This is a genomic window from Haemophilus parainfluenzae T3T1 (assembly GCF_000210895.1).
Classification (GTDB): Bacteria; Pseudomonadota; Gammaproteobacteria; order Enterobacterales; family Pasteurellaceae; genus Haemophilus_D; species Haemophilus_D parainfluenzae_A.
This window is the reverse complement of the sequence record NC_015964.1, coordinates 266678-286510: the sequence shown is the minus strand read 5'-3', so window position 1 is coordinate 286510 and position 19833 is coordinate 266678. Positions and strand designations below refer to the sequence as shown.

Below are 19833 nucleotides of genomic sequence, written 5' to 3'. Positions count from 1 at the left end.
TTTCGTTACTCTGCTATGCTGGTGTTTAAAATAAATCCCATGAAAAAAGTAAGCGGTTGCGTTATAATGCTCTTTTAATTTTTATAAAGATTATATACATAGCAAAATAGAGGACTCCTTATGCCAAATGCAAATGCAATTGCCAACGTATTCAAACTGATCGAAGAGAACGATATTAAGTTCGCGCTACTTCGTTTCACCGACATTAAAGGTAAAGAACACGGCGTTTCTATCCCAGTTAGCCTTGTTGATGAAGATATGTTTGAAGATGGCAAAATGTTCGATGGTTCTTCTGTTGAAGGTTGGAAAACCATTAACAAAGCCGATATGCTTTTAATGCCAATCGCTGAGACTGCGGTAGTCGATCCATTTGCGCAGATCCCAACCCTGTCTATTCGTTGTAGTATTTATGAACCAACAACCATGCAAAGCTATGATCGTGACCCGCGTTCAATTGCCATTCGTGCCGAAAACTATATGCGTTCAATCGGTATTGCTGATCAAGCATTCTTTGGTCCAGAACCAGAGTTCTTCTTATTTGATGATGTACGTTTTGATGTATCAATGAACCGCGCTTCTTTTGCTATTGATGACATTGAAGCAGCTTGGAACACCAACAAAAAATACGAAGGTGGTAACAACGCTTATCGTCCATTGAAAAAAGGCGGTTACTGTGCGGTTGCTCCAATTGATACGGCACACGATATTCGCTCTGAAATGTGTTTGATTTTAGAAGAAATGGGCTTAGTGGTAGAAGCACACCACCATGAAGTGGCGACTGCGGGCCAAAATGAAATTGCAACGAAATTCAACAGCTTAACTTTAAAAGCAGATGAAACACAAATCTATAAATATGTGGTGCAAAACGTTGCGTTAGAACATGGTAAAACCGCTTGCTTTATGCCAAAACCAATCACAGGTGATAATGGTTCGGGCATGCACTGTAATATGTCATTAAGTAAAGACGGTAAAAACATTTTCCAAGGTGATAAATATGCAGGTCTTTCTGAAACCGCACTTTATTACATCGGCGGTATCATTAAGCATGCTAAAGCATTAAATGCATTCACTAACCCAAGTACGAACTCATATAAACGTTTAGTGCCAGGTTTTGAAGCGCCAGTATTGTTGGCTTACTCTGCAAGTAACCGTTCTGCTTCAATCCGTATCCCGGCAGTAACTAACCCGAAAGCAATCCGTATTGAAGCGCGTTTCCCAGATCCATTGGCAAACCCATATCTTGCATTCGCTGCATTATTGATGGCAGGCCTTGATGGCGTAGTAAATAAAATCCACCCAGGCGATGCAATGGATAAAAATCTTTACGATCTTCCACCAGAAGAATTAAAAGATATTCCAGCGGTAGCAAGCTCACTAGAAGAAGCATTGAATTCATTAGAAAAAGACTATGAGTTCTTAACTCAAGGTGGCGTATTTGCTAAAGACTTTATCGAAGCATTTATTAGCGTTAAACGTAAAGACGTGGAACGTTTAAATATGACACCACATCCAGTTGAGTTTGAGATGTATTATGCTTAATTGATATATAATTAATTGATTTTAATGTATAAAAGGAATTACTTGCCAAGTGATTCCTTTTTTATTTATATCAATAACTTATTTTGTTATTACGATTAGTTATTTTTCATTAAGATCATTTTAATTCCCTTGTTAGCATGGGGGAACTCAGGTAGAATGCAGTAAGTTTATAGTATATTCAATTGACCTGAAAGGATTAATAATGAGTGATAGCCGTTATCAAAAACTAAATGAGTCGGATGAGATTGATTTGGTTGAATTAGTTAAAAATCTGTGGAAGAAAAAACTATGGATTATTTTATCAGCCTTCGTTTGTACCGCCATTGCGGCAGGCTATGCTTTTACAGCTAAAGAGCAATGGACATCTAAATCAGTAGTAATTGCGCCTAAGGCGGCCAACTTAGGCGATTATTTATCATTTCGTAGCGAATATGCATCTATTCTAGATATCAAAGATTTTTCTCAAGATAAAGTTTCAGAAAAGGTATTTAATGACTTTAAAACGGCTTTATTTTCACGTAGCTTGAAAGAGGCATTCTTTTCTCAATCTGCCTGGTTTAACACTTATGCAGCCAAAAATGCTAATTCCGAAGAAGCTAAACAAAAGCTGTTATCTAATTTGGTCGATAAAAATCTGATTGTTACCATACCAGATCCTAAAAAAGATCCAAATTCAATTGGTGTGAATGTTAGTTTTGCTGCTGAGATTCCAAAAGATGCAAAGAATGTATTATTGGACTATATCCAATTTGTAAACCAATGGGTGCTTGCTGAAAATAAAAAAGACTTTCTAGCGAATATTAATTCGGTACTTAGTGGATTAGAAGTTCAGAAAAACAAGATTGAACGAGATACGGAAACTGTGCGTCAAATTCAGTTAGAAAACCTTACAACGGCATTAGATATCGCAAAATCAGCTGGGATTAAAGATTATTCAAAATCTTTAAGTGGTAATGTAAGCGTACCAGAAGTATTGTTAGGTGATGCAAAGGTACCATTTAGTGATTCAAAACTCAGTGATGGCTCATATTTATTTATGTTGGGAGAAAAGTACTTGCAAGCTCAGGTTGATACCTTAAAAAATGCACCTTTAGTCTATCCGCTAAATTATTATAATATTGAAAAACAAGCTAACTTATTAAATGTATTAGAGAAAAAAGTAGAGAAAGAGGGGGCTGTCAGAGGATATTATTATTTAAGTGAGCCAGACTATCCGGTGATTAAAGATAAGCCCCAAAAAGGATTAATTATTGTAATTGGGTTTATTATTGGTTTGATGATTTCTAGTTTTATTATTTTGTTGAGTTCATTGATTCAAAGTACTAAAAAACGTTAATAATGAAAAAGAAAGTAGTTTTTATTGGCGCAGGTGGCTATGCGAAATCTGTACTAGATTCTTTAGATTTATCAAGATATGAATTTTGTGGGTTCATTGATAATTTTAAACCAGAAGGAACGAGTCATTTAGGTTATCCAATTCTTGCTAAAACGATTGATGATTTCCAAGAAAGGGAACATTACAGTTTTTTTATAAGTATCGGAAATAACACTTATCGCCTAGATAAATATTTAAAGCTTATGAAATATCAATGTGACGTTATTAACATCATTGATAAAACAGCGGTCGTATCTAACAACTCTTCTCTAGGTAGAGGGGTTTTTGTAGGGAAAATGGCCATAGTGAATAGCGGTGTTACTATTGGAGATAATGTTATTATCAATACTAAGTCATTAATTGAGCATGGTTGTTGTATTGGTGATCACAGTAATATTTCTACAAATAGTACATTAAATGGTGATGTTATAATTGAAGATTATTGTTTTATTGGAAGCTCATCGGTGATCACTGGTCAATTGAGAATTGGGGAAAGTGCTGTAGTTGGTGCAGGTGCAGTTGTAATTCGTAACGTAAAACCTCGTACTATTGTTGCTGGTGTTCCAGCAAAATTTATTAAGGAAGTAGAATAAAAATGAGTCAAGTATTTATTGTTGCAGAAATTGGTTGTAATCATAATGGAAATCCTGAGTTAGCAAAGAAAATGATAGATGTTGCAAAGGAATGTGGTGTTGATGCAGTTAAATTTCAAACATTTAAAGCAGATAAACTGATTTCAAAATATGCTCCGAAAGCGGAATACCAAAAAGTAACTACAGGTACTACAGATAGTCAGCTTGAAATGACTCGTAAACTAGAGCTTTCTTATAATGAGTTTCGTAAATTAGAAGCTTATGCGCGTTCTTTAGAATTAGAAGTGTTTTCTACGCCATTTGATATGGAGTCCATTGATTTTCTTGCTAGTGAAAAGCAAAAAGTATGGAAGATTCCATCTGGCGAACTAACTAACTTACCTTACTTAGAGAAAATTGCTAGTTTGCCGATTGAAGGAAAAAGCGTGGTAATTTCAACAGGAATGGCGACTATTGAAGAGATCAAAGATGCCTTATCTGTATTAGAAAAAAATGGTATGAAGAAAGAAGAGATTACTATTCTTCACTGCAATACCGAATACCCAACCCCTTATGAAGATGTAAATTTAAATGCGTTTTATCAGTTAAAAACATTATTCTCTGATTATAATTTGGGTTTTTCAGATCATTCGGTAGGTTATTTTGCAGGGCTTGCAGCTGTCCCGTATGGTATTACTTTCATTGAAAAACATTTTACTTTAGACAAAAATTTTGAAGGTCCAGATCATAAAGCATCTGTGACACCAGAGGAATTGAAATTGCTTTGCGAAGGAATTCGAGCTGTCGAAAAATCATTAGGTTCTTCTGAGAAAATTGTTACTGTTTCTGAAGCTAAAAACAAAATTGTGGCCCGCAAATCCATTATTGCAGCTCGCCCAATTAAAAAAGGCGAAACCTATACGACTGAGAATTTGACCACTAAACGTCCAGGAAATGGTATTAGTCCGATGCGTTGGTATGATATTTTAGGTAAAGATGCGGAAATGGATTTTGAAGAAGATCAATTAATTCAAGATAGTCGTTTCTCAAATCAAGAATAAGAGCGGTTAAAATTATGAAGAAAATTGCAATTATTACAGCGAGATCAGGCTCAAAGGGGTTACCTAATAAAAATGTTTTATTTGCAAATGGTAAACCTCTAATGGCTTATAGTATTGAGGCTGCATTAGAAAGTGAAGAGTTTGAAAAGATTATCGTAAGTACAGATTCTCAAGAATATATTGATTTACTTTCTCATTATCCGATTGAATTTATAAAACGTTCTGCCGAGCTATCCTCAGATAAAGCAAGTTCTTTTGTCGTAATTGAAGATGTATTGAATCGATATAGTCATGTTGATTATGATTATTTTGTATTGCTGCAACCGACTTCACCATTAAGAACTGCTCAACATATTCAAGAAGCGAATAAAAAATTTGAAGCACATTTTGATAAATTTGATTTTTTAGTTTCTGTATCTGATGCGCATAAACCAACAACATTAACCCGTCCAATTGATGAGGATGAGAGTTTAAAAAACTTTAAATTAGATTATTCTAATTATGCTCGCCAGCAATATCATCCAGAGTATTCACCAAATGGGGCAATTTTTTCTGCAAAACCTCAGGCTTATTTAGAGCAAAAACACTTCTATGGAGAGAAGTGTGTTGCGTATTTTATGACTAAAGAAGTTTCAGTTGATATTGATGATCGTCTTGATTTCGAATATTTCTATTTTATTCTTCAGCAACGTAATAAAGATAAAATCCTATTAGAAACAATCAAAAAAACAATATCCGCTAAGAAAGATAATTTTAATCAAACAAAAGAAATTAGCTTAATTGGTCACTCAATTTTAGATTATTGGAGTATTGAAGAAGTTAACAACCAAGCCGTTAATAATTTAGCTATTGCGGGGATTACTACTAAACAATATATTGATTTGATTCTAGATCAAGGATTGATTAAATCTTTAGGTAATAAAGCTATTTTGATGTTTGGAACTAATGATATCGTGTATGCTGATTGGACAAAAGAGCAAATTTTATCAGACATTCAGAAAGTTATTGAAAAACTAAAAGCAATCAATAATAACATTCAGCTTTATTTCTTAGAAATTACCCCTGTGGCCTTAAGGATTGATCGTAATAATGCAGTGATTAGAGAACTTAACGCATTTCTAAAAGAAAATCTTAAATCTGCAAGATGGATTGCTCTAGATAGCAGATTTAGTGATCACTATGGCAAATTAAACTTAGATTACACTAATGATGGCTTACATTTGAATGAACAAGGCTATCAGTTATTGGAAGAGATCATCAAATCAGAGCTATGATGAAAAAGAGAATTGCCTATGTAACAGGCTCACGTGCTGAATACGGTATTGTTAAGCGCTTACTAAGACGATTACAAGAAGACAATGAGTTGGATTTTTCATTGATTGTAACCGCTATGCACCTTGCTCCTCAATATGGAAATACCGTAAATGTGATTGAGCAAGATGGGTTTAATATTGCTGAGAGAATAGCAGTAAAACTTGATAGCCAAAATAACCAAACAATTTTAACTTCAATGGCTGAAACCCTCGATCTCTTTGGTAAACATTTCCAGAAAAATCATTATGATGCAGTAATGGTATTAGGTGATCGTTATGAAATACTTTCTGTAGCAACGGCTGCTGCAATACATAACATTCCATTAATTCATTTGCATGGTGGCGAGCAAACATTAGGCAATTATGATGAGTTTATTCGCCACTGTATTACAAAAATGGCAAAACTGCATCTCACAGCGACAGAAGTATATCGTAAACGAGTGATTCAGCTTGGCGAACTTCCTGAAAGTGTGCATAACATTGGCTCTCTTGGGGCTGAAAATGGACTAAGTTTAGCATTGCCATCAAAAGAGCGGTTGTTTTTTAAGTTAAATTTGCAAAATAAACCGTATTTTATGGTTGCATTTCATCCTGAAACTATTACTGGGCAATCTGTAGAAGAGCAAGTTGATCAGCTTCTTTTAGCATTAGATTCCTTTAAGTCAGATTATCAATTTGTGTTTATTGGATCTAATTCTGACACGCATTCCGATGTCATATTTGCCAAAGTAAAAAGTTATGCAGATGAAAATCGATTTGCATTTTTCACATCGGTAAAACCGGAGGAATATTTAGCTTTAATTAAGTATTCAAAAGGGTTAATAGGTAATAGTTCATCAGGTTTGTTAGAAGCGCCTTCTTTACAAGTAGGAACAGTAAATATTGGGAAAAGGCAAGAAGGACGCGTTCGTGGCGAATCAGTTATTGATGTAGAAAGTAATCGACAATCTATTGAACAAGGGATTCAACATTTATTATCTGATGATTTCCAAAAACGCTTGCCTACAATGGTAAATCCATATTATCAAGATAGTTCATCGGAAAAGGCTTATGGGCTGATTAAAGCATTTTTAGCTGGTGAGAATGAAAATAAACCGAAGCGGTTTTATGATTTAGAGAATAAGTAATGAAATTGTATAGATTTTTTTTAAGGTCATTAAGTGAGGAGTTGATCTTTTTAATAAGATTGATGCAACGTTTTAATCAAAATATAGAAAGATATAAAGACAGTAAATTTCTTCGTAAAATTAATAGTCTATTGGTCTTTTTATTGCATAAAAGGATATTTCGTAAGTTTGCTTGTGATATTACGCCTAGTTGTAAATTAGGTAATGTTGTTTTTCGCCATCCTACAGGAATTGTCATTGGTGGTGGAGCAGTGCTAGCTGATGGAGTTATTATCCATCAGAATGTTACTTTCGGTGCATTAAGGTTTGATGAGAAAGAAAAAAGAGGTATACCATGTCAGCAAATTGTTGGTCAAGATACTATTATAGGATGTGGGGCAAAGGTTTTAGGTGATATTACTATTGGTAAAAATTGCATAATAGGCGCTAATGCTGTAGTTACAAAAGATGTTCCTGATGGCACAACGGTTGTTGGTTTTAATACTTTCATTTATAAATGATAATTTATGATCTTAAAAGATAGTGTTATTTACTTAATAGGTGAGATAGTTGCTAAAATTTTCCCATTTTTACTGTTACCTTATTTGTCTAGAAAATTAGGTGTAAACGGCTTTGGGGAATTATCCTATTATCAAACAATATTATCTTTACTTATTATTATTATTAGTTTCAGTCAAGAAGGTGCTGTTACAAGGTACTTTTATTTTTATGGAAAGCGCTCGATAAATTTGATCTTATTTTCAGGATATGCTTACGCCTTACTGATAGGTTCCGTAGGATTGTTATTTTGCTATTTTTTTCATTCTGAAATTTTAGCATACTTAATTTTGATCTCAATTTTCCAAACTTTCTTAACAGTTCAATTATGTATAAAACAGTGTCAGAAAAAGGCAATCTCGTATACTTTAATTCAAATTGGAAGTGCATTGTTGACAACATTATTAACGGTATTATTTTTGGAGTTCTCTCATAGTGATCTTGTTGGCAAGCGATTTCTTGCACTATTCTTAGGTAACTTAATAATATTTATATTGGTTTATTTTTCCTATTTTAGGGAGCATAGAAGAAAGTCTTTTAATATAGCAGAGTATCAAAAAGGTTTTCTATATTTTCTAGGATTTGGTATTCCGTTAGCTTTTCATCAGATCAGCATGTTTATAAAAGGTCAATTAGATCGAGTATTTATTTATAATAAATTTACTGAATCTGAATTAGGTCTTTATGCTATGGGGGCTCAAATTGCGTTGGTGCTTGCAGTCATTATTCAAGCAATAAATAAGGCTGCAATACCTTATTTTTATGAAGCATTAAAACAAAAGAAGATTACTTTACAGAAAGTACACCAACTAACATTGCTTTCATTACTTTTAATTCCTATTCCTTCTATTATTATGTGGGCAATTCCAGAGGAATTTGTGATTTTTGTTTTAGGGGAACAGTTCTGGGGAACAAAGTACTATATTATTATGTTCCTTATTGCCACAATGTTCTCGGTACCTTATCTAATTTTAGTAAATTACCTTTTCTTTTACGGAAAGAATAAATGGATATCATTATGCTCAATCCTTTCTACAATACTGTATTTAGGAGGGTTGTCGATCTTTATGCAATTTGGGGTTGAATATGTCCCCTTTGCTAGCATATTAGGAGCAGGTATTATACTTCCTTTTTTATATGTCATGACATCGAGAGTTAAATAAAATATGAATTTAATTATATGCACAACCCCTTTACAAACTCTTTTAGCAAAAGAGATAGTTAAAAACTATGAAGATGAGAAATTTTACGGAATATTATTTTCTAATCATTTTTCCGAGAAAGTAGATAGATATTTTAATTTATTTGGTGTTTTATGTAATATTTTAAATAAGATTTATTGTAAAAGTTCAATAAAGTTAGTATGCCTTATTTTGTATTACAAGATTAGATTCTTTAATAAAAAATTTGATAAGATCTTTGTTGCAAATATAGAAAATATATTGATTCAATCAATTATTTCATCTCTCAAGTTTAATGAGCTAATAACATTTGATGATGGAACTGCTAATATTTTGAAAAACAGTATGCTTTATCAAAATAATGAAAGCTGGAAGCTTAAGTTTATTAAGTTTATCTTTATGATCGATCATGATATTAATACATTAAAAGATATATCGTCTTTACATTATACTATATATGATATGGATAATATCATAAAAAATACCAAAAGAATCTCTATATTTAAATTTAATAATAGTGTTGGTAATGCTCTTAACGGTGTATTAAAAATATGTTTAGGGCAAAGATTGTATGATGATGATACTAAAAATGTAGATTTGTTTAAAAAAATAATAGATAAATATAATATTGATTATTACCTCCCCCACCCCAAAGAGAGCTTTGTTGTCGATGGAGTGAAGTATTATAATTCAGATTTAATTTTTGAAGATATCATCTGTAATGAATTAAATAATTATAAAGAGATATATGTATATACTATATATAGTTCAGCGATTATAAATATATTGGGTGAAAATAGAATTCATCCAGTATCTATTCAGGTAGAAGGATTTGAAAAAGAATCGGAATTGATGAGAAAGTTTGATATTCTAGTTGAGAAATTATAGGTTTGGCTAATCTATGTTAGAAACATTTTTTATATACTATTTAATGTTTGCCAGTAGTGTTATATTTATTTTCGCCTCTGAGAACTGCAGCAATAGAATTGCTAAACACATATTGGTATTATTTTCTCTTATTCCTTTGTTTTTAATTTCTGGATTAAGAGAAAATACAGGTGCAGACTATGAGAATTATGTATATATATATAAAAACCTAGATTATTACCATTCACAGTGGCCTTTGGAGATCGGTTTTTACTATTTGAATAAATTATATAGTTCTTTAGATCTGCATGTGCAGTTTATTTTTTTGACTATGGCATTTATTCAGTGTTTATTTTTATATCTTTCCCTTATAAAGGTAAGAAAACCTTCTTTATTTTTGACTTTTTATATTCTTATTTTCTATTTAGATAGTCTAAATATAGTTAGGCAGAGTGTCGCTATGTCTATAGTTTTATATTCTTGTATACTGCTCCTATATGATAAATTAACTATTAAATTCTTTTTTTTAATTGGGCTAGCCTCTTTTTTTCATAATGTTTCATTAATTTTTGCTCCATTATTTTTTGTGCGAAATTTTCATTTGAACAAGACTTTTATGTTGTTATTTATCTTAACATTCCTTGTCGTGTTAAGGTTTGATTTGTTAGGTTTGTTGATTAGTCCTGATTATTTTTCTGGTACAAAATATGAAGCATATTTTTTTATAGATGAGTATGCTAAAGAGGCAGATTTCGGTAGTGGAATAGGGGTTATATTCCAATATTTTATAATATTTCCTATATTGTTCTTTAGAAATAAGCTTTTTGATAGTGATAAATATAATTTTGTATTTTTTTCTAATGCTCTTGTTTGTATTGCATTCGCTGTCTCTATGAAGTTTTATATCTTTAATAGAGTGTTGTCAGCTCTGAGTATTTCTCTTTTATTATCTGTTGAGCTTATATACCTTTCTAAGATTAAAGTTAGGAAGTTAATTGTTTTGGTTTATTTTTTGTTTTCTTTTATTTTATTTTCAAAAGATATTTATGATAGTTTTGGAAATCATGCTAATAAAAGAATTTCACCATATATTAGTATTCTAAATTGAGTATAACTTATGAGATTTTCTGTAATTGTCCCTGCTTATAATGTGCAGGATTATATCGTTAGTTGTATAGATAGTATTTTAACGCAATCTTTTAGAGATTATGAGATTATCTTGGTGAATGATGGTTCTACCGATGCAACATTTGAGCATTGCGAAGAACTGAGTAAAAAAAATGGATGTATAAAATTAGTTAATAAGGAAAATGGTGGACTGTCTAGTGCAAGAAATGCAGGTATAAACAAAGCAGAAGGTGATTACTTATTATTTTTAGATGGTGATGATTTTTGGAGAGATGATGATTTCTTGGAAAATCTTAATTGTATAATTGAAACTAATTCACCAGATACGATAATTTTCCCTTACTCTTATTATTATGGCAAGGATAGAATTAAGGAGTATGAGTTTGACTTATCTGAAGTATCTTCCAGTTCAAATAAATTTTCTGATGACTTATATTTGTTGATTGATAATGGGATATGGTATCCATCTGCATGTAATAAATGTATAAGAAGGGATATTGTAGCTATTAATAATATTTCATTTCCCTTAAATATGACATCAGAAGATGTGAAGTGGTGTTTTGAGCTTTCACAGCATATAGCCTCTTATTATATTTATAATAAAGGAGTTTATATGTATAGACAAAATAGGGAAGGAAGTATTAGTTATAAGCTGAAAATGAAAAATTTGGAAGATCTATTTTTAAATATAGAAAATGTGCTTTCAGGTTCAAAGAAGATCAGGGATGCTGATTATTTGTATTTATCGCATTATTATTTGGAAGTTATTCCTTATGTGATGCCATTTTTAAAAAATCCTAATATTAAACGTATGTTAAGTAAATATAAATGGCTTTCTAAGTATTCTAAGAATACGAGGAATATAAAGAAAAGAATTATTTACTTTTGTTTAACATATATGGGGTTTCGATTATCTAGTCTTTTATTAAGTATTTTAGTTAAGTTGTATAAATCGACATAGGGTGTAATATGAATCTTTCAGTTTTGATGTCTATTTATCATAAAGAGAAGGCAGAATATTTCCATAAAACCATGGAAAGTATATGGACTAACCAAACTTTAAGACCCGATGAAATTATTTTGGTTGAAGATGGTGTCTTATCAGATCATTTGTATTTAGCAATTAATTACTGGAAAGAAAAAATAGGAACTAAGTTAGTATCTGTTCCATTACCTAAAAATATGGGGCTTGCTTTAGCATTAAATGAAGGGTTGAAGGTTGCTAAGGGGAATTTTATTGCTAGAATGGATACGGATGATATAGCTGAAAGAGACCGTTTTAAAGTACAGCTTGAGTTCTTACAACAGCATGTAGATGTTGATGCGGTTGGTTGCTGGATTTGTGAAATTGATGAAAATGATAGTGTTATCAATGATAAAGTAGAATATCCTCTTCTTCATGACGAGTTATATCAATTTTTTGAAAAACGAGATCCGATAGCTCATCCAACAGCTATGTTCAGGAAGGCTTTTTTTGATAAAGCAGGAAGGTATAGTAAAGAAGTTGCTTTAGCGGAAGATACTTTATTGTGGTATCAAGCATTCTTAAATAACTGCAGATTGGCAAATGTTGATTATATTGGATTGAAATTCAGACGCAGTTCCGACTTTTATAAGCGCAGGGCAAATTGGAAAAAAACAATTGGGCTACTAAAATTCCGCCTATTTCATATAAATAGAGATTTAAATTATGGTATTAAAGCTGATATCTACGCAATTACTTATTTTTTGATGTCTATTTCTCCAAGTTTTGTGAAAAAATTATTATATAAATTATTTAGATAGAAAGGATAAAAACATGAAAATTCCATTTTCTCCTCCATATGTTAATGAAGATGTAATCAATGAAGTTGTAGATTCTTTACGTTCAGGCTGGATTACCACAGGGCCTAAAGTTAAAGCTTTAGAAGAGGAAATTAAACAATTCTCAGGGGCCAAAGAAGTGCTTTGTGTAAACTCTTGGACTTCTGCAGCGATTATGATGCTTCGCTGGTTCGGCGTAAAAGAAGGCGATGAGGTAATTGTGCCTGCTTATACTTATAGCGCAACAGCTTTAGCGGTATTGCATGCGGGAGCTAAACCAGTAATGGTAGATACTTCAGAAGATTTTAATATTTCTTTGGATGCGATTAAAAAAGCAATTACACCAAGAACGAAAGCTATTATGCCTGTTGATATTGCTGGATTCCCTTGCGATTATGATGAAATTATGGATTTGGTAAAATCTTCAGAAATTCGACCGCTCTTTAAGGCTGAAAGCGAGAATCAAGAAAAACTAGGCCGTATTTTAGTATTGAATGATGCAGCACACTCTTTAGGTGCTTGGTACAAAAAGGGCATGAGAACAGGAAGTGAAACCGACATTGCTATTTTCTCATTGCATGCCGTAAAAAATGTGACTACAGCTGAAGGTGGTGCAATTTGTATTAACTTACCAGCACCTTTTGATAACGCTAAACTCTACGGAGAGCTTCGCCAAATGGCATTAAACTGTCAAACTAAAGATGCTTTCTCTAAGAGTAAAGCCGGTGGTTGGCGATACGATATTACTGGCCTAGGTATGAAAATTAATATGGCAGATGTGAATGCAGCGATTGGCTTAGCACAAATTCGTATTTACGAAGATTTATTGAAAGAACGTAAACGTGTTTTTGATACTTATGGCGAAGCATTTAAACAATATGATTGGGCAATTTTACCACCATCAAAACAAGGTGAAAAAGAGACTTCATATCATTTGTATGCTTTACGTATTAAAGGTTTTACTGAAGCACAGCGAGATGCAATGATTGATGAAATTGCTAAGAGTGAAGTGGCTGTAAATGTTCACTTTATCCCAATGCCAATGCTGACTTTATTTAAGAACTTGGGGTATAAAATTGAAGATTACCCGCAAGCATATAATAACTATAAGTGTGAGATTTCTCTTCCTATCTATCCTCAATTAACAGATGAGCAGGTGAAATTTGTAATTGATACTGTTGTTAATGCCTATAATAAGGTTAAGTAAAGTGATTCGTTTTTTTGATTTTATTCTAAGTTTAGTTGGGCTAGTTGTTCTAGCCCCTATTTTCATTGTATTAGCCATTTGGATTAAGATTGATTCAAAAGGTCCTGTCTTTTATAAGCAAGTTCGAGTTGGACAGAATGGTATCGATTTTGGTTTATTCAAGTTTCGCTCGATGGTGGTTGATGCTGATAAAAAGGGCTTAATTACGGTAGGTGGTCGAGACCCTAGAATTACCCGTTCAGGTTATTTTATTCGTAAATATAAACTTGACGAGTTACCGCAGCTGATTAATGTACTACTTGGTGATATGAGTTTAGTTGGTCCTCGTCCAGAAGTAAGAAAATATGTTGAACTTTATACTGATGAACAACAAAAAGTACTTTCTGTAAAGCCAGGGATTACTGATTATGCTTCTATTGAGTATATGGATGAAAATGAAATTTTAGGGAAGTCTAATGATCCTGAAAAGACTTATATTGAAGAGATCATGCCTGAGAAGATTAAATATAATATGAAGTATATTCAGAATAAAAATGTATCAGAATACTTTAAAATAATCTTTCTAACATTGTTGAAGATTGTTAGGTAGATTGTTTAACCAATTTTACTAACTTAAGGATATTTGTATGATTTATTCTCTAGTATTTGGAATTTCGAGAACTAAAAAGAGAGTAATTAGTCTTTTTATTGATGTTGTCTTATTAATATCTGCGTTTTTTCTAGCTTATTGGACTCGATTAGGTGGAATAGTTGCATTTGATGATACAGAAATTTGGACAACTTTATTATGCACCATTGCGATAACTCTTTTTACGTTTATTAAATTAGGGCTTTATCGTGCAGTCTTGCGTTACATTTCTTTTAAGGCTTTAGCAATGGTAGCTGGAGGCGCTTTCGTTTCAGCTGTTAGCCTTATTTTCTTTTCTTTCTTTATCGGTTCGGATATACCTAGAACTGTACCTATTATTTATTTTTCCTATGTGTTCTTGCTATGTGGTAGTGCAAGAATGTTGGTTCGCTATTATGTTAGTTTAATTTTAGATAAAGATAATGAATCTGTCTTGATTTACGGTGCTGGTACAACAGGGCGTCAACTAGCAGTGTTACTTAAACATGCTTATCGCTATCGCATTCGCGGATTTATTGATGATAATGCTAAGCTACATGGAAGTTATCTTTTAGGGAATAAAATATTTTCGCCAAATGATATTCCAAAACTTGTTCAAAAATATAATATTAAAGTTATTTTGTTAGCGATTCCTAGTGCATCACGTAGCGAGCGTAAGACAATAATTGATAGTTTAATTCCTCTAAAAATTAAGGTTCAGACCATTCCGGATATGGAAGAAATTTTGCAAGGAAATGCAAAAATTGATGAATTGCGAGAGGTTAATATTGAAGATTTATTAGGACGTGAACCAGTATTACCAAATAAAGATTTGTTGCAAAAGAATATTCTTCATAAAGTAGTAATGGTAACAGGAGCTGGTGGTTCAATTGGCTCTGAATTATGTCGTCAAATAATTTTAAATGAGCCAAATATTTTAATTTTATTTGAAGTTTCAGAGTTTTCTCTTTATTCCATTCATCAAGAGTTATTAGAGATTGCCAAGAAAAATAATGTTGTAAATACTAAGATTTATCCTGTTTTAGGAAATGTACAAGATATTGAACGATTAGATCGTGTTTTATCTCATTTTAGTGTCGATACTATTTATCATGCGGCAGCATATAAGCATGTTCCTTTGGTTGAGTATAATATGATTGAAGGTGTGCAAAATAATGTGTTTGGTACATATAATGTTGCAAGATGTGCAGCAGAACATGGAGTTAAGTCTTTTGTTCTCATTTCAACAGATAAGGCTGTTCGCCCAACAAATGTAATGGGGGCGAGCAAGCGTATGGCTGAACTCTGCTTGCAGGCATTATCAGAGCAATTAAAAGACTACCAAACTTGTTTCAGCATGGTTCGTTTTGGTAACGTATTGGGGTCATCAGGGTCAGTTATTCCATTGTTTAGAAAGCAAATTCTAAAAGGTGGTCCTATTACGATTACACATCCTGATATTATTCGCTATTTTATGACTATTCCTGAAGCAGCTCAGCTTGTTATTCAGGCTGGAGCAATGGCAAAGGGTGGTGATGTTTTCATTTTAGATATGGGAGAGCCAGTTAAAATAGTGGATTTAGCTAAAAACTTAATTCAATTATCAGGACTCTCAGTTAAGGATGAAAACAACCCGAAAGGTGATATTGAAATTACTTATACTGGGTTGCGACCAGGAGAGAAGTTGTATGAAGAGTTGTTAATTGGCGGAGATAACGTTCGTAAAACAACCCATCCCCGTATTATGACAGCTGAAGAGGTTTATTTACCATTTGAACAATTATCTGAAGTGTTGTCTGAATTAGAGAATTCTTGCAGAGATGCCAATTATATGGCTATTCGTCAAACATTGCTAAATGCTCCTACAGGCTTTAAGCCGACTACAGAAATTGTAGATGTATTATATAAGGATTGAGATTTATGCATAATATAGGAATTTTCCCTAAGTTATTTATTAATGCATCTATATTTTTATTTTTTACTTTACTTTTGATGTTCCCTAAAGGATATAACTACGGTTCGACGGCCTTATTAGTTTTAAGTGTATTATTTTTGTGTTATTTACTCTATAAGAGAGTAAGTTTTTTAGCAATAGTGAAGCAGAATAAAGCTATTTTTGCGGTGATCACTTTTTATTTTTTAGTTTCACTTTTCTTTATTTTCTTTCATGGGGAGAAAATTAATCTAATAGATAATCCATTAAGAGCATTTTTATTTCTTTCTGTAATTATTTTTATAGTTTATAGTTCAGCTAAATTTGATATATTGCTCTATAGTATTCCTTTAGGTTCCTTTATTTCAGGTGTTGTAGCGCTCTATCAGTATTATATTTTAAACTTAGAAAGTGCTTTTTATAACCAAATGAAGATCCAGTCTGGGGATATGTCGATGTCATTAGGCTTATTTAGTTTTAGTATTGCTTTTTATTCTTTAGACGTAAAGAAAAGTAAGTTGGCTTTATTTTCAGTTGGTTGTGGTATATTCGGCGTTTTGGCTAGCATCCTTTCATTTGCTCGTGGAGGATGGATTAGTGCTCCATTCATAGTGATAACCCTTCTTTTTTTATATAGATATTTATTATCAAGAAAGGTATTAATAGGACTTTCGCTGATTTTGTGTTTTGGTGGAGCATTATTGATGATGAATAATCAATTTACTGGGAGAATTTCTGATGCAAAATATCAATTAGATGTCTATTTATCTGGTTATAATAAAGTAAGCTCTGTCGGTGAACGTTTAGATATGTGGAAGATTGGTTCAAAAGCTTTTTTAGAACACCCAGTTTCTGGGTGGAGTTTAAAAGAATTAGATTATTATAAAAAAGATTTAGCTGATAAAGATGTTGTAACTAAGGCGTCAATTTCGTTTTCACATTTACATAATCAATTTATAGATGAATTAGTAAAGAAAGGGATAGTAGGAGGCATTGCCATATTGAGTGTTTTTATTATTCCTCTATACCTGTTCTACAGAAACGCAGTTGGACAGTTGAATAAAAGAATAAAATTTATTTCGATATTAGGTATTGTCCATGTACTATCAATGATTATTTATTGTATGAGTCAGTCATTTCTTGCGCATAATTCAGGAAATATCTTTTACTTCTTTGTTCTATTTTTATTTTATGCTTTCATGGTTAATGAAAGTACCACTACATCTGAATAAATAGAGCTTCTTACTTATGAGTAAAAGAATCCTCATCACCGGCGGTTTCGGTTTCATCGGTTCCGCCCTTATTCGATATATCATTAATCAGACTCAAGATTCTGTTATCAATATTGATAAACTGACCTATGCGGCAAATCAATCAGCTTTGGAAGAGGTAGAAAATAATCCTCGTTATACTTTTGAGCAAGTTGATATTTGTGATCTTAAGGCGATAGAAAGCGTTTTTGAAAAATATCAGCCGGATGCGGTGATGCATTTGGCAGCAGAAAGTCATGTTGACCGTTCTATTACAGGAGCGGCTGATTTTATTCAAACTAATATTGTGGGGACTTATGCATTGTTAGAGGTTGCTAAGAATTATTGGCATACCTTAGACGAAGCTAAAAAATCTGCTTTTCGATTCCACCATATTTCTACAGATGAAGTGTATGGGGATTTATCCCTTTCTGAGCCTGCCTTTACCGAACAGTCCCCTTATCATCCGAGTAGTCCTTATTCAGCCTCAAAAGCGGCGAGTGATCATTTGGTACAGGCTTGGCATCGCACTTATGGTTTGCCGGTGATTATCACAAACAGTTCCAATAACTATGGGGCTTATCAACATGCTGAAAAGCTTATCCCTTTAATGATTTCAAATGCTGTGATGGGAAAGCCTTTGCCAATTTATGGTGATGGGCTGCAAATTCGTGATTGGTTATTTGTGGAAGATCATGTTCAAGCCTTATATTTAGTTTTAACAAAAGGTCGAGTCGGGGAAAACTATAATATCGGTGGAAATTGTGAAAAAACAAACCTTGAAGTGATTAAAACAATTTGCCAATTACTCGAAGAACTTGCACCAAATAAGCCTAATCACATTAAGCATTACGGAGATTTAATTACCTTTGTAAAAGACCGACCAGGTCACGATGTGCGATATTCATTGGATTGTTCTAAAATTCATGCAGAATTAGGTTGGCAATCGCAAATAACCTTTGAACAAGGACTTCGTCAGACGGTAAAATGGTACCTAGAGAATAATAGATAAATAAAGGAGAGCAACCATATGCAAATTACATTATCAACAACTCCAGCTTCGGAGAGTTGGGGAAAAAATGCCATTTTAAGTTTTAATCAAGATCAAGCCGTTATTCACCTTAAAGATGATGAAAAATCGAACCTTATTTTAGTGCAAAAAGCGGCGCGTAAGTTACGTGGACAAGGCATTAAAGACGTTGAGCTTGTGGGGGATGCATGGGAATTAGAAAATTGCTGGGCATTTTATCAAGGTTTTTACTCGGCGAAGCAAGATTATTCGATTGAATTTCCTCATTTAGATGATGAGCCACAAGATGAATTATTAGCTCGTATTGAATGTGGTGATTTTGTTCGTGGCATTATTAATGAACCGGCACAAACCCTGACTCCGGTTAAATTAGCCGAACGCGCGGCTGAGTTTATTTCTAAACAAGCCGAAAATTATGCCGATAAAAGTGCGGTCAATTTTCAAATCATTTCTGGCGAAGCGTTAAAAGAGCAAGGTTACCACGGGATTTTTACTGTGGGTCGTGGTTCTATTAATCCAGCAGCTATGTTGCAATTAGATTTTAACCCAACTAATGATCCAAATGCGCCGGTATTAGCATGCTTGGTCGGTAAAGGAATTACTTTTGACAGTGGTGGTTATAGCATCAAACCAAGTGATGGCATGAGCACCATGCGTACTGATATGGGCGGCGCTGCGTTATTAACGGGGGCATTAGGATTTGCGATTGCGCACGGTTTAAATCAACGTGTAAAACTCTATCTATGCTGTGCAGAAAACTTGGTGAGCGGTAATGCATTCAAATTGGGTGATATCATCACATATAAAAATGGTGTAACCGCTGAAATTCTAAATACTGATGCAGAAGGCCGTTTAGTATTGGCGGACGGTTTAATTGAAGCCGATAGTCAAAACCCACAATTTATTGTCGATTGTGCAACTTTAACTGGTGCGGCGAAAGTAGCAGTGGGTAATGATTACCACAGTGTGCTTTCTATGGATGATGCGTTGGTAAATAGCTTATTCCAAGTGGCGAAAGAAGAAAATGAACCGTTCTGGCGTTTGCCTTTTGAGGATTTCCATCGTAGCCAAATCACGTCTTCTTTTGCGGATATTGCAAATACAGGCACAGCGCCAGTTGTCGCGGGCGCAAGTACTGCAACAGCATTTTTATCGTATTTTGTGAAGAACTATCAACAACGTTGGTTGCATATTGATTGTTCGGCCACTTATCGTAAATCAGGTAGTGATTTATGGGCGGTTGGTGCAACCGGAATCGGTGTGAAAACTTTAGCAAATTTATTAGTAACGAAAGCAAGTTAAG

General features: G+C 33.2%; 18 protein-coding genes. All 18 read left to right on the top strand.

The window, feature by feature from the left end; genetic code table 11:
- Positions 1–120: 120 nt before the first annotated feature.
- The gene (glnA, locus tag PARA_RS01430; protein WP_014064213.1) at positions 121–1539 is read left to right on the top strand and encodes a type I glutamate--ammonia ligase; all 1419 of its coding nucleotides are present in this window, start codon (positions 121–123) and stop codon (positions 1537–1539) included.
- 202 nt (positions 1540–1741) lie between these two features.
- A complete protein-coding gene (locus tag PARA_RS01425) occupies positions 1742–2875 on the top strand; it encodes an LPS O-antigen chain length determinant protein WzzB (RefSeq protein ID WP_014064212.1) in 1134 nt (377 codons plus the stop codon).
- A 2-nt stretch (positions 2876–2877) separates the two neighbouring features.
- Positions 2878–3507 carry an acetyltransferase gene (locus PARA_RS01420; RefSeq protein WP_014064211.1) on the top strand — a complete coding sequence of 210 codons (630 nt, stop codon included), beginning with the start codon at positions 2878–2880 and terminating at the stop codon, positions 3505–3507.
- Between the two features lie 2 nt (positions 3508–3509).
- Complete coding sequence (neuB, locus tag PARA_RS01415; protein ID WP_014064210.1) at positions 3510–4547, top strand: N-acetylneuraminate synthase; 1038 nt, start codon at positions 3510–3512, stop codon at positions 4545–4547.
- A gap of 14 nt (positions 4548–4561) precedes the next feature.
- On the top strand, positions 4562–5821 hold the full coding sequence (locus tag PARA_RS01410) for a cytidylyltransferase domain-containing protein (protein ID WP_014064209.1): 1260 nt from the start codon (positions 4562–4564) through the stop codon (positions 5819–5821).
- Positions 5818–6987 carry a UDP-N-acetylglucosamine 2-epimerase gene (gene neuC, locus PARA_RS01405; RefSeq protein ID WP_014064208.1) on the top strand — a complete coding sequence of 390 codons (1170 nt, stop codon included), beginning with the start codon at positions 5818–5820 and terminating at the stop codon, positions 6985–6987. Before PARA_RS01410 ends, neuC begins: the two co-directional genes overlap by 4 nt.
- Before the next feature lie 62 nt (positions 6988–7049).
- On the top strand, positions 7050–7487 hold the full coding sequence (locus tag PARA_RS10480) for a serine O-acetyltransferase (protein WP_269446108.1): 438 nt from the start codon (positions 7050–7052) through the stop codon (positions 7485–7487).
- Positions 7488–7493: 6 nt separating this feature from the next.
- A complete protein-coding gene (locus tag PARA_RS01395) occupies positions 7494–8687 on the top strand; it encodes an oligosaccharide flippase family protein (RefSeq protein ID WP_014064206.1) in 1194 nt (397 codons plus the stop codon).
- 3 nt (positions 8688–8690) lie between these two features.
- A complete protein-coding gene (locus PARA_RS01390) occupies positions 8691–9593 on the top strand; it encodes a glycosyltransferase family 52 (RefSeq protein WP_014064205.1) in 903 nt (300 codons plus the stop codon).
- A gap of 13 nt (positions 9594–9606) precedes the next feature.
- Positions 9607–10680 (top strand): EpsG family protein, encoded by a 1074-nt coding sequence (locus tag PARA_RS01385; protein ID WP_014064204.1) that lies wholly within the window; start codon positions 9607–9609, stop codon positions 10678–10680.
- Positions 10681–10689: 9 nt separating this feature from the next.
- Positions 10690–11661, top strand: a complete 972-nt coding sequence (locus PARA_RS01380) for a glycosyltransferase family 2 protein (protein WP_014064203.1) — start codon at positions 10690–10692, stop codon at positions 11659–11661.
- Positions 11662–11669: 8 nt separating this feature from the next.
- Positions 11670–12485 carry a glycosyltransferase gene (locus PARA_RS01375; protein WP_014064202.1) on the top strand — a complete coding sequence of 272 codons (816 nt, stop codon included), beginning with the start codon at positions 11670–11672 and terminating at the stop codon, positions 12483–12485.
- Between the two features lie 13 nt (positions 12486–12498).
- Positions 12499–13710: a DegT/DnrJ/EryC1/StrS family aminotransferase gene (locus tag PARA_RS01370; protein ID WP_014064201.1), complete on the top strand. Its 1212-nt coding sequence runs from the start codon at positions 12499–12501 to the stop codon at positions 13708–13710.
- Position 13711: 1 nt separating this feature from the next.
- Positions 13712–14299: a sugar transferase gene (locus PARA_RS01365; RefSeq protein ID WP_041918299.1), complete on the top strand. Its 588-nt coding sequence runs from the start codon at positions 13712–13714 to the stop codon at positions 14297–14299.
- 37 nt (positions 14300–14336) lie between these two features.
- A complete protein-coding gene (locus PARA_RS01360; protein ID WP_014064199.1) occupies positions 14337–16232 on the top strand; it encodes a nucleoside-diphosphate sugar epimerase/dehydratase in 1896 nt (631 codons plus the stop codon).
- A 5-nt stretch (positions 16233–16237) separates the two neighbouring features.
- Complete coding sequence (locus tag PARA_RS01355; protein WP_014064198.1) at positions 16238–17482, top strand: O-antigen ligase family protein; 1245 nt, start codon at positions 16238–16240, stop codon at positions 17480–17482.
- 16 nt (positions 17483–17498) lie between these two features.
- Positions 17499–18512, top strand: a complete 1014-nt coding sequence (gene rfbB, locus PARA_RS01350; protein ID WP_014064197.1) for a dTDP-glucose 4,6-dehydratase — start codon at positions 17499–17501, stop codon at positions 18510–18512.
- A gap of 18 nt (positions 18513–18530) precedes the next feature.
- Positions 18531–19832: an aminopeptidase PepB gene (gene pepB / locus PARA_RS01345; protein WP_014064196.1), complete on the top strand. Its 1302-nt coding sequence runs from the start codon at positions 18531–18533 to the stop codon at positions 19830–19832.
- Position 19833: the final 1 nt, after the last annotated feature.

What these genes read in the sequence shown, in the direction of transcription:
- glnA (WP_014064213.1), top strand. Translation starts at nt 121, where the DNA reads ATGCCAAATGCAAATGCAATTGCCAACGTATTCAAACTGATCGAAGAG.
- neuC (WP_014064208.1), top strand. Translation starts at nt 5,818, where the DNA reads ATGATGAAAAAGAGAATTGCCTATGTAACAGGCTCACGTGCTGAATAC.
- neuB (WP_014064210.1), top strand. Translation starts at nt 3,510, where the DNA reads ATGAGTCAAGTATTTATTGTTGCAGAAATTGGTTGTAATCATAATGGA.
- PARA_RS01390 (WP_014064205.1), top strand. Translation starts at nt 8,691, where the DNA reads ATGAATTTAATTATATGCACAACCCCTTTACAAACTCTTTTAGCAAAA.
- PARA_RS01380 (WP_014064203.1), top strand. Translation starts at nt 10,690, where the DNA reads ATGAGATTTTCTGTAATTGTCCCTGCTTATAATGTGCAGGATTATATC.
- rfbB (WP_014064197.1), top strand. Translation starts at nt 17,499, where the DNA reads ATGAGTAAAAGAATCCTCATCACCGGCGGTTTCGGTTTCATCGGTTCC.
- PARA_RS01395 (WP_014064206.1), top strand. Translation starts at nt 7,494, where the DNA reads ATGATCTTAAAAGATAGTGTTATTTACTTAATAGGTGAGATAGTTGCT.
- PARA_RS01360 (WP_014064199.1), top strand. Translation starts at nt 14,337, where the DNA reads ATGATTTATTCTCTAGTATTTGGAATTTCGAGAACTAAAAAGAGAGTA.
- pepB (WP_014064196.1), top strand. Translation starts at nt 18,531, where the DNA reads ATGCAAATTACATTATCAACAACTCCAGCTTCGGAGAGTTGGGGAAAA.
- PARA_RS01370 (WP_014064201.1), top strand. Translation starts at nt 12,499, where the DNA reads ATGAAAATTCCATTTTCTCCTCCATATGTTAATGAAGATGTAATCAAT.
- PARA_RS01355 (WP_014064198.1), top strand. Translation starts at nt 16,238, where the DNA reads ATGCATAATATAGGAATTTTCCCTAAGTTATTTATTAATGCATCTATA.
- PARA_RS01385 (WP_014064204.1), top strand. Translation starts at nt 9,607, where the DNA reads ATGTTAGAAACATTTTTTATATACTATTTAATGTTTGCCAGTAGTGTT.
- PARA_RS01410 (WP_014064209.1), top strand. Translation starts at nt 4,562, where the DNA reads ATGAAGAAAATTGCAATTATTACAGCGAGATCAGGCTCAAAGGGGTTA.
- PARA_RS01375 (WP_014064202.1), top strand. Translation starts at nt 11,670, where the DNA reads ATGAATCTTTCAGTTTTGATGTCTATTTATCATAAAGAGAAGGCAGAA.
- PARA_RS10480 (WP_269446108.1), top strand. Translation starts at nt 7,050, where the DNA reads ATGCAACGTTTTAATCAAAATATAGAAAGATATAAAGACAGTAAATTT.
- PARA_RS01425 (WP_014064212.1), top strand. Translation starts at nt 1,742, where the DNA reads ATGAGTGATAGCCGTTATCAAAAACTAAATGAGTCGGATGAGATTGAT.
- PARA_RS01420 (WP_014064211.1), top strand. Translation starts at nt 2,878, where the DNA reads ATGAAAAAGAAAGTAGTTTTTATTGGCGCAGGTGGCTATGCGAAATCT.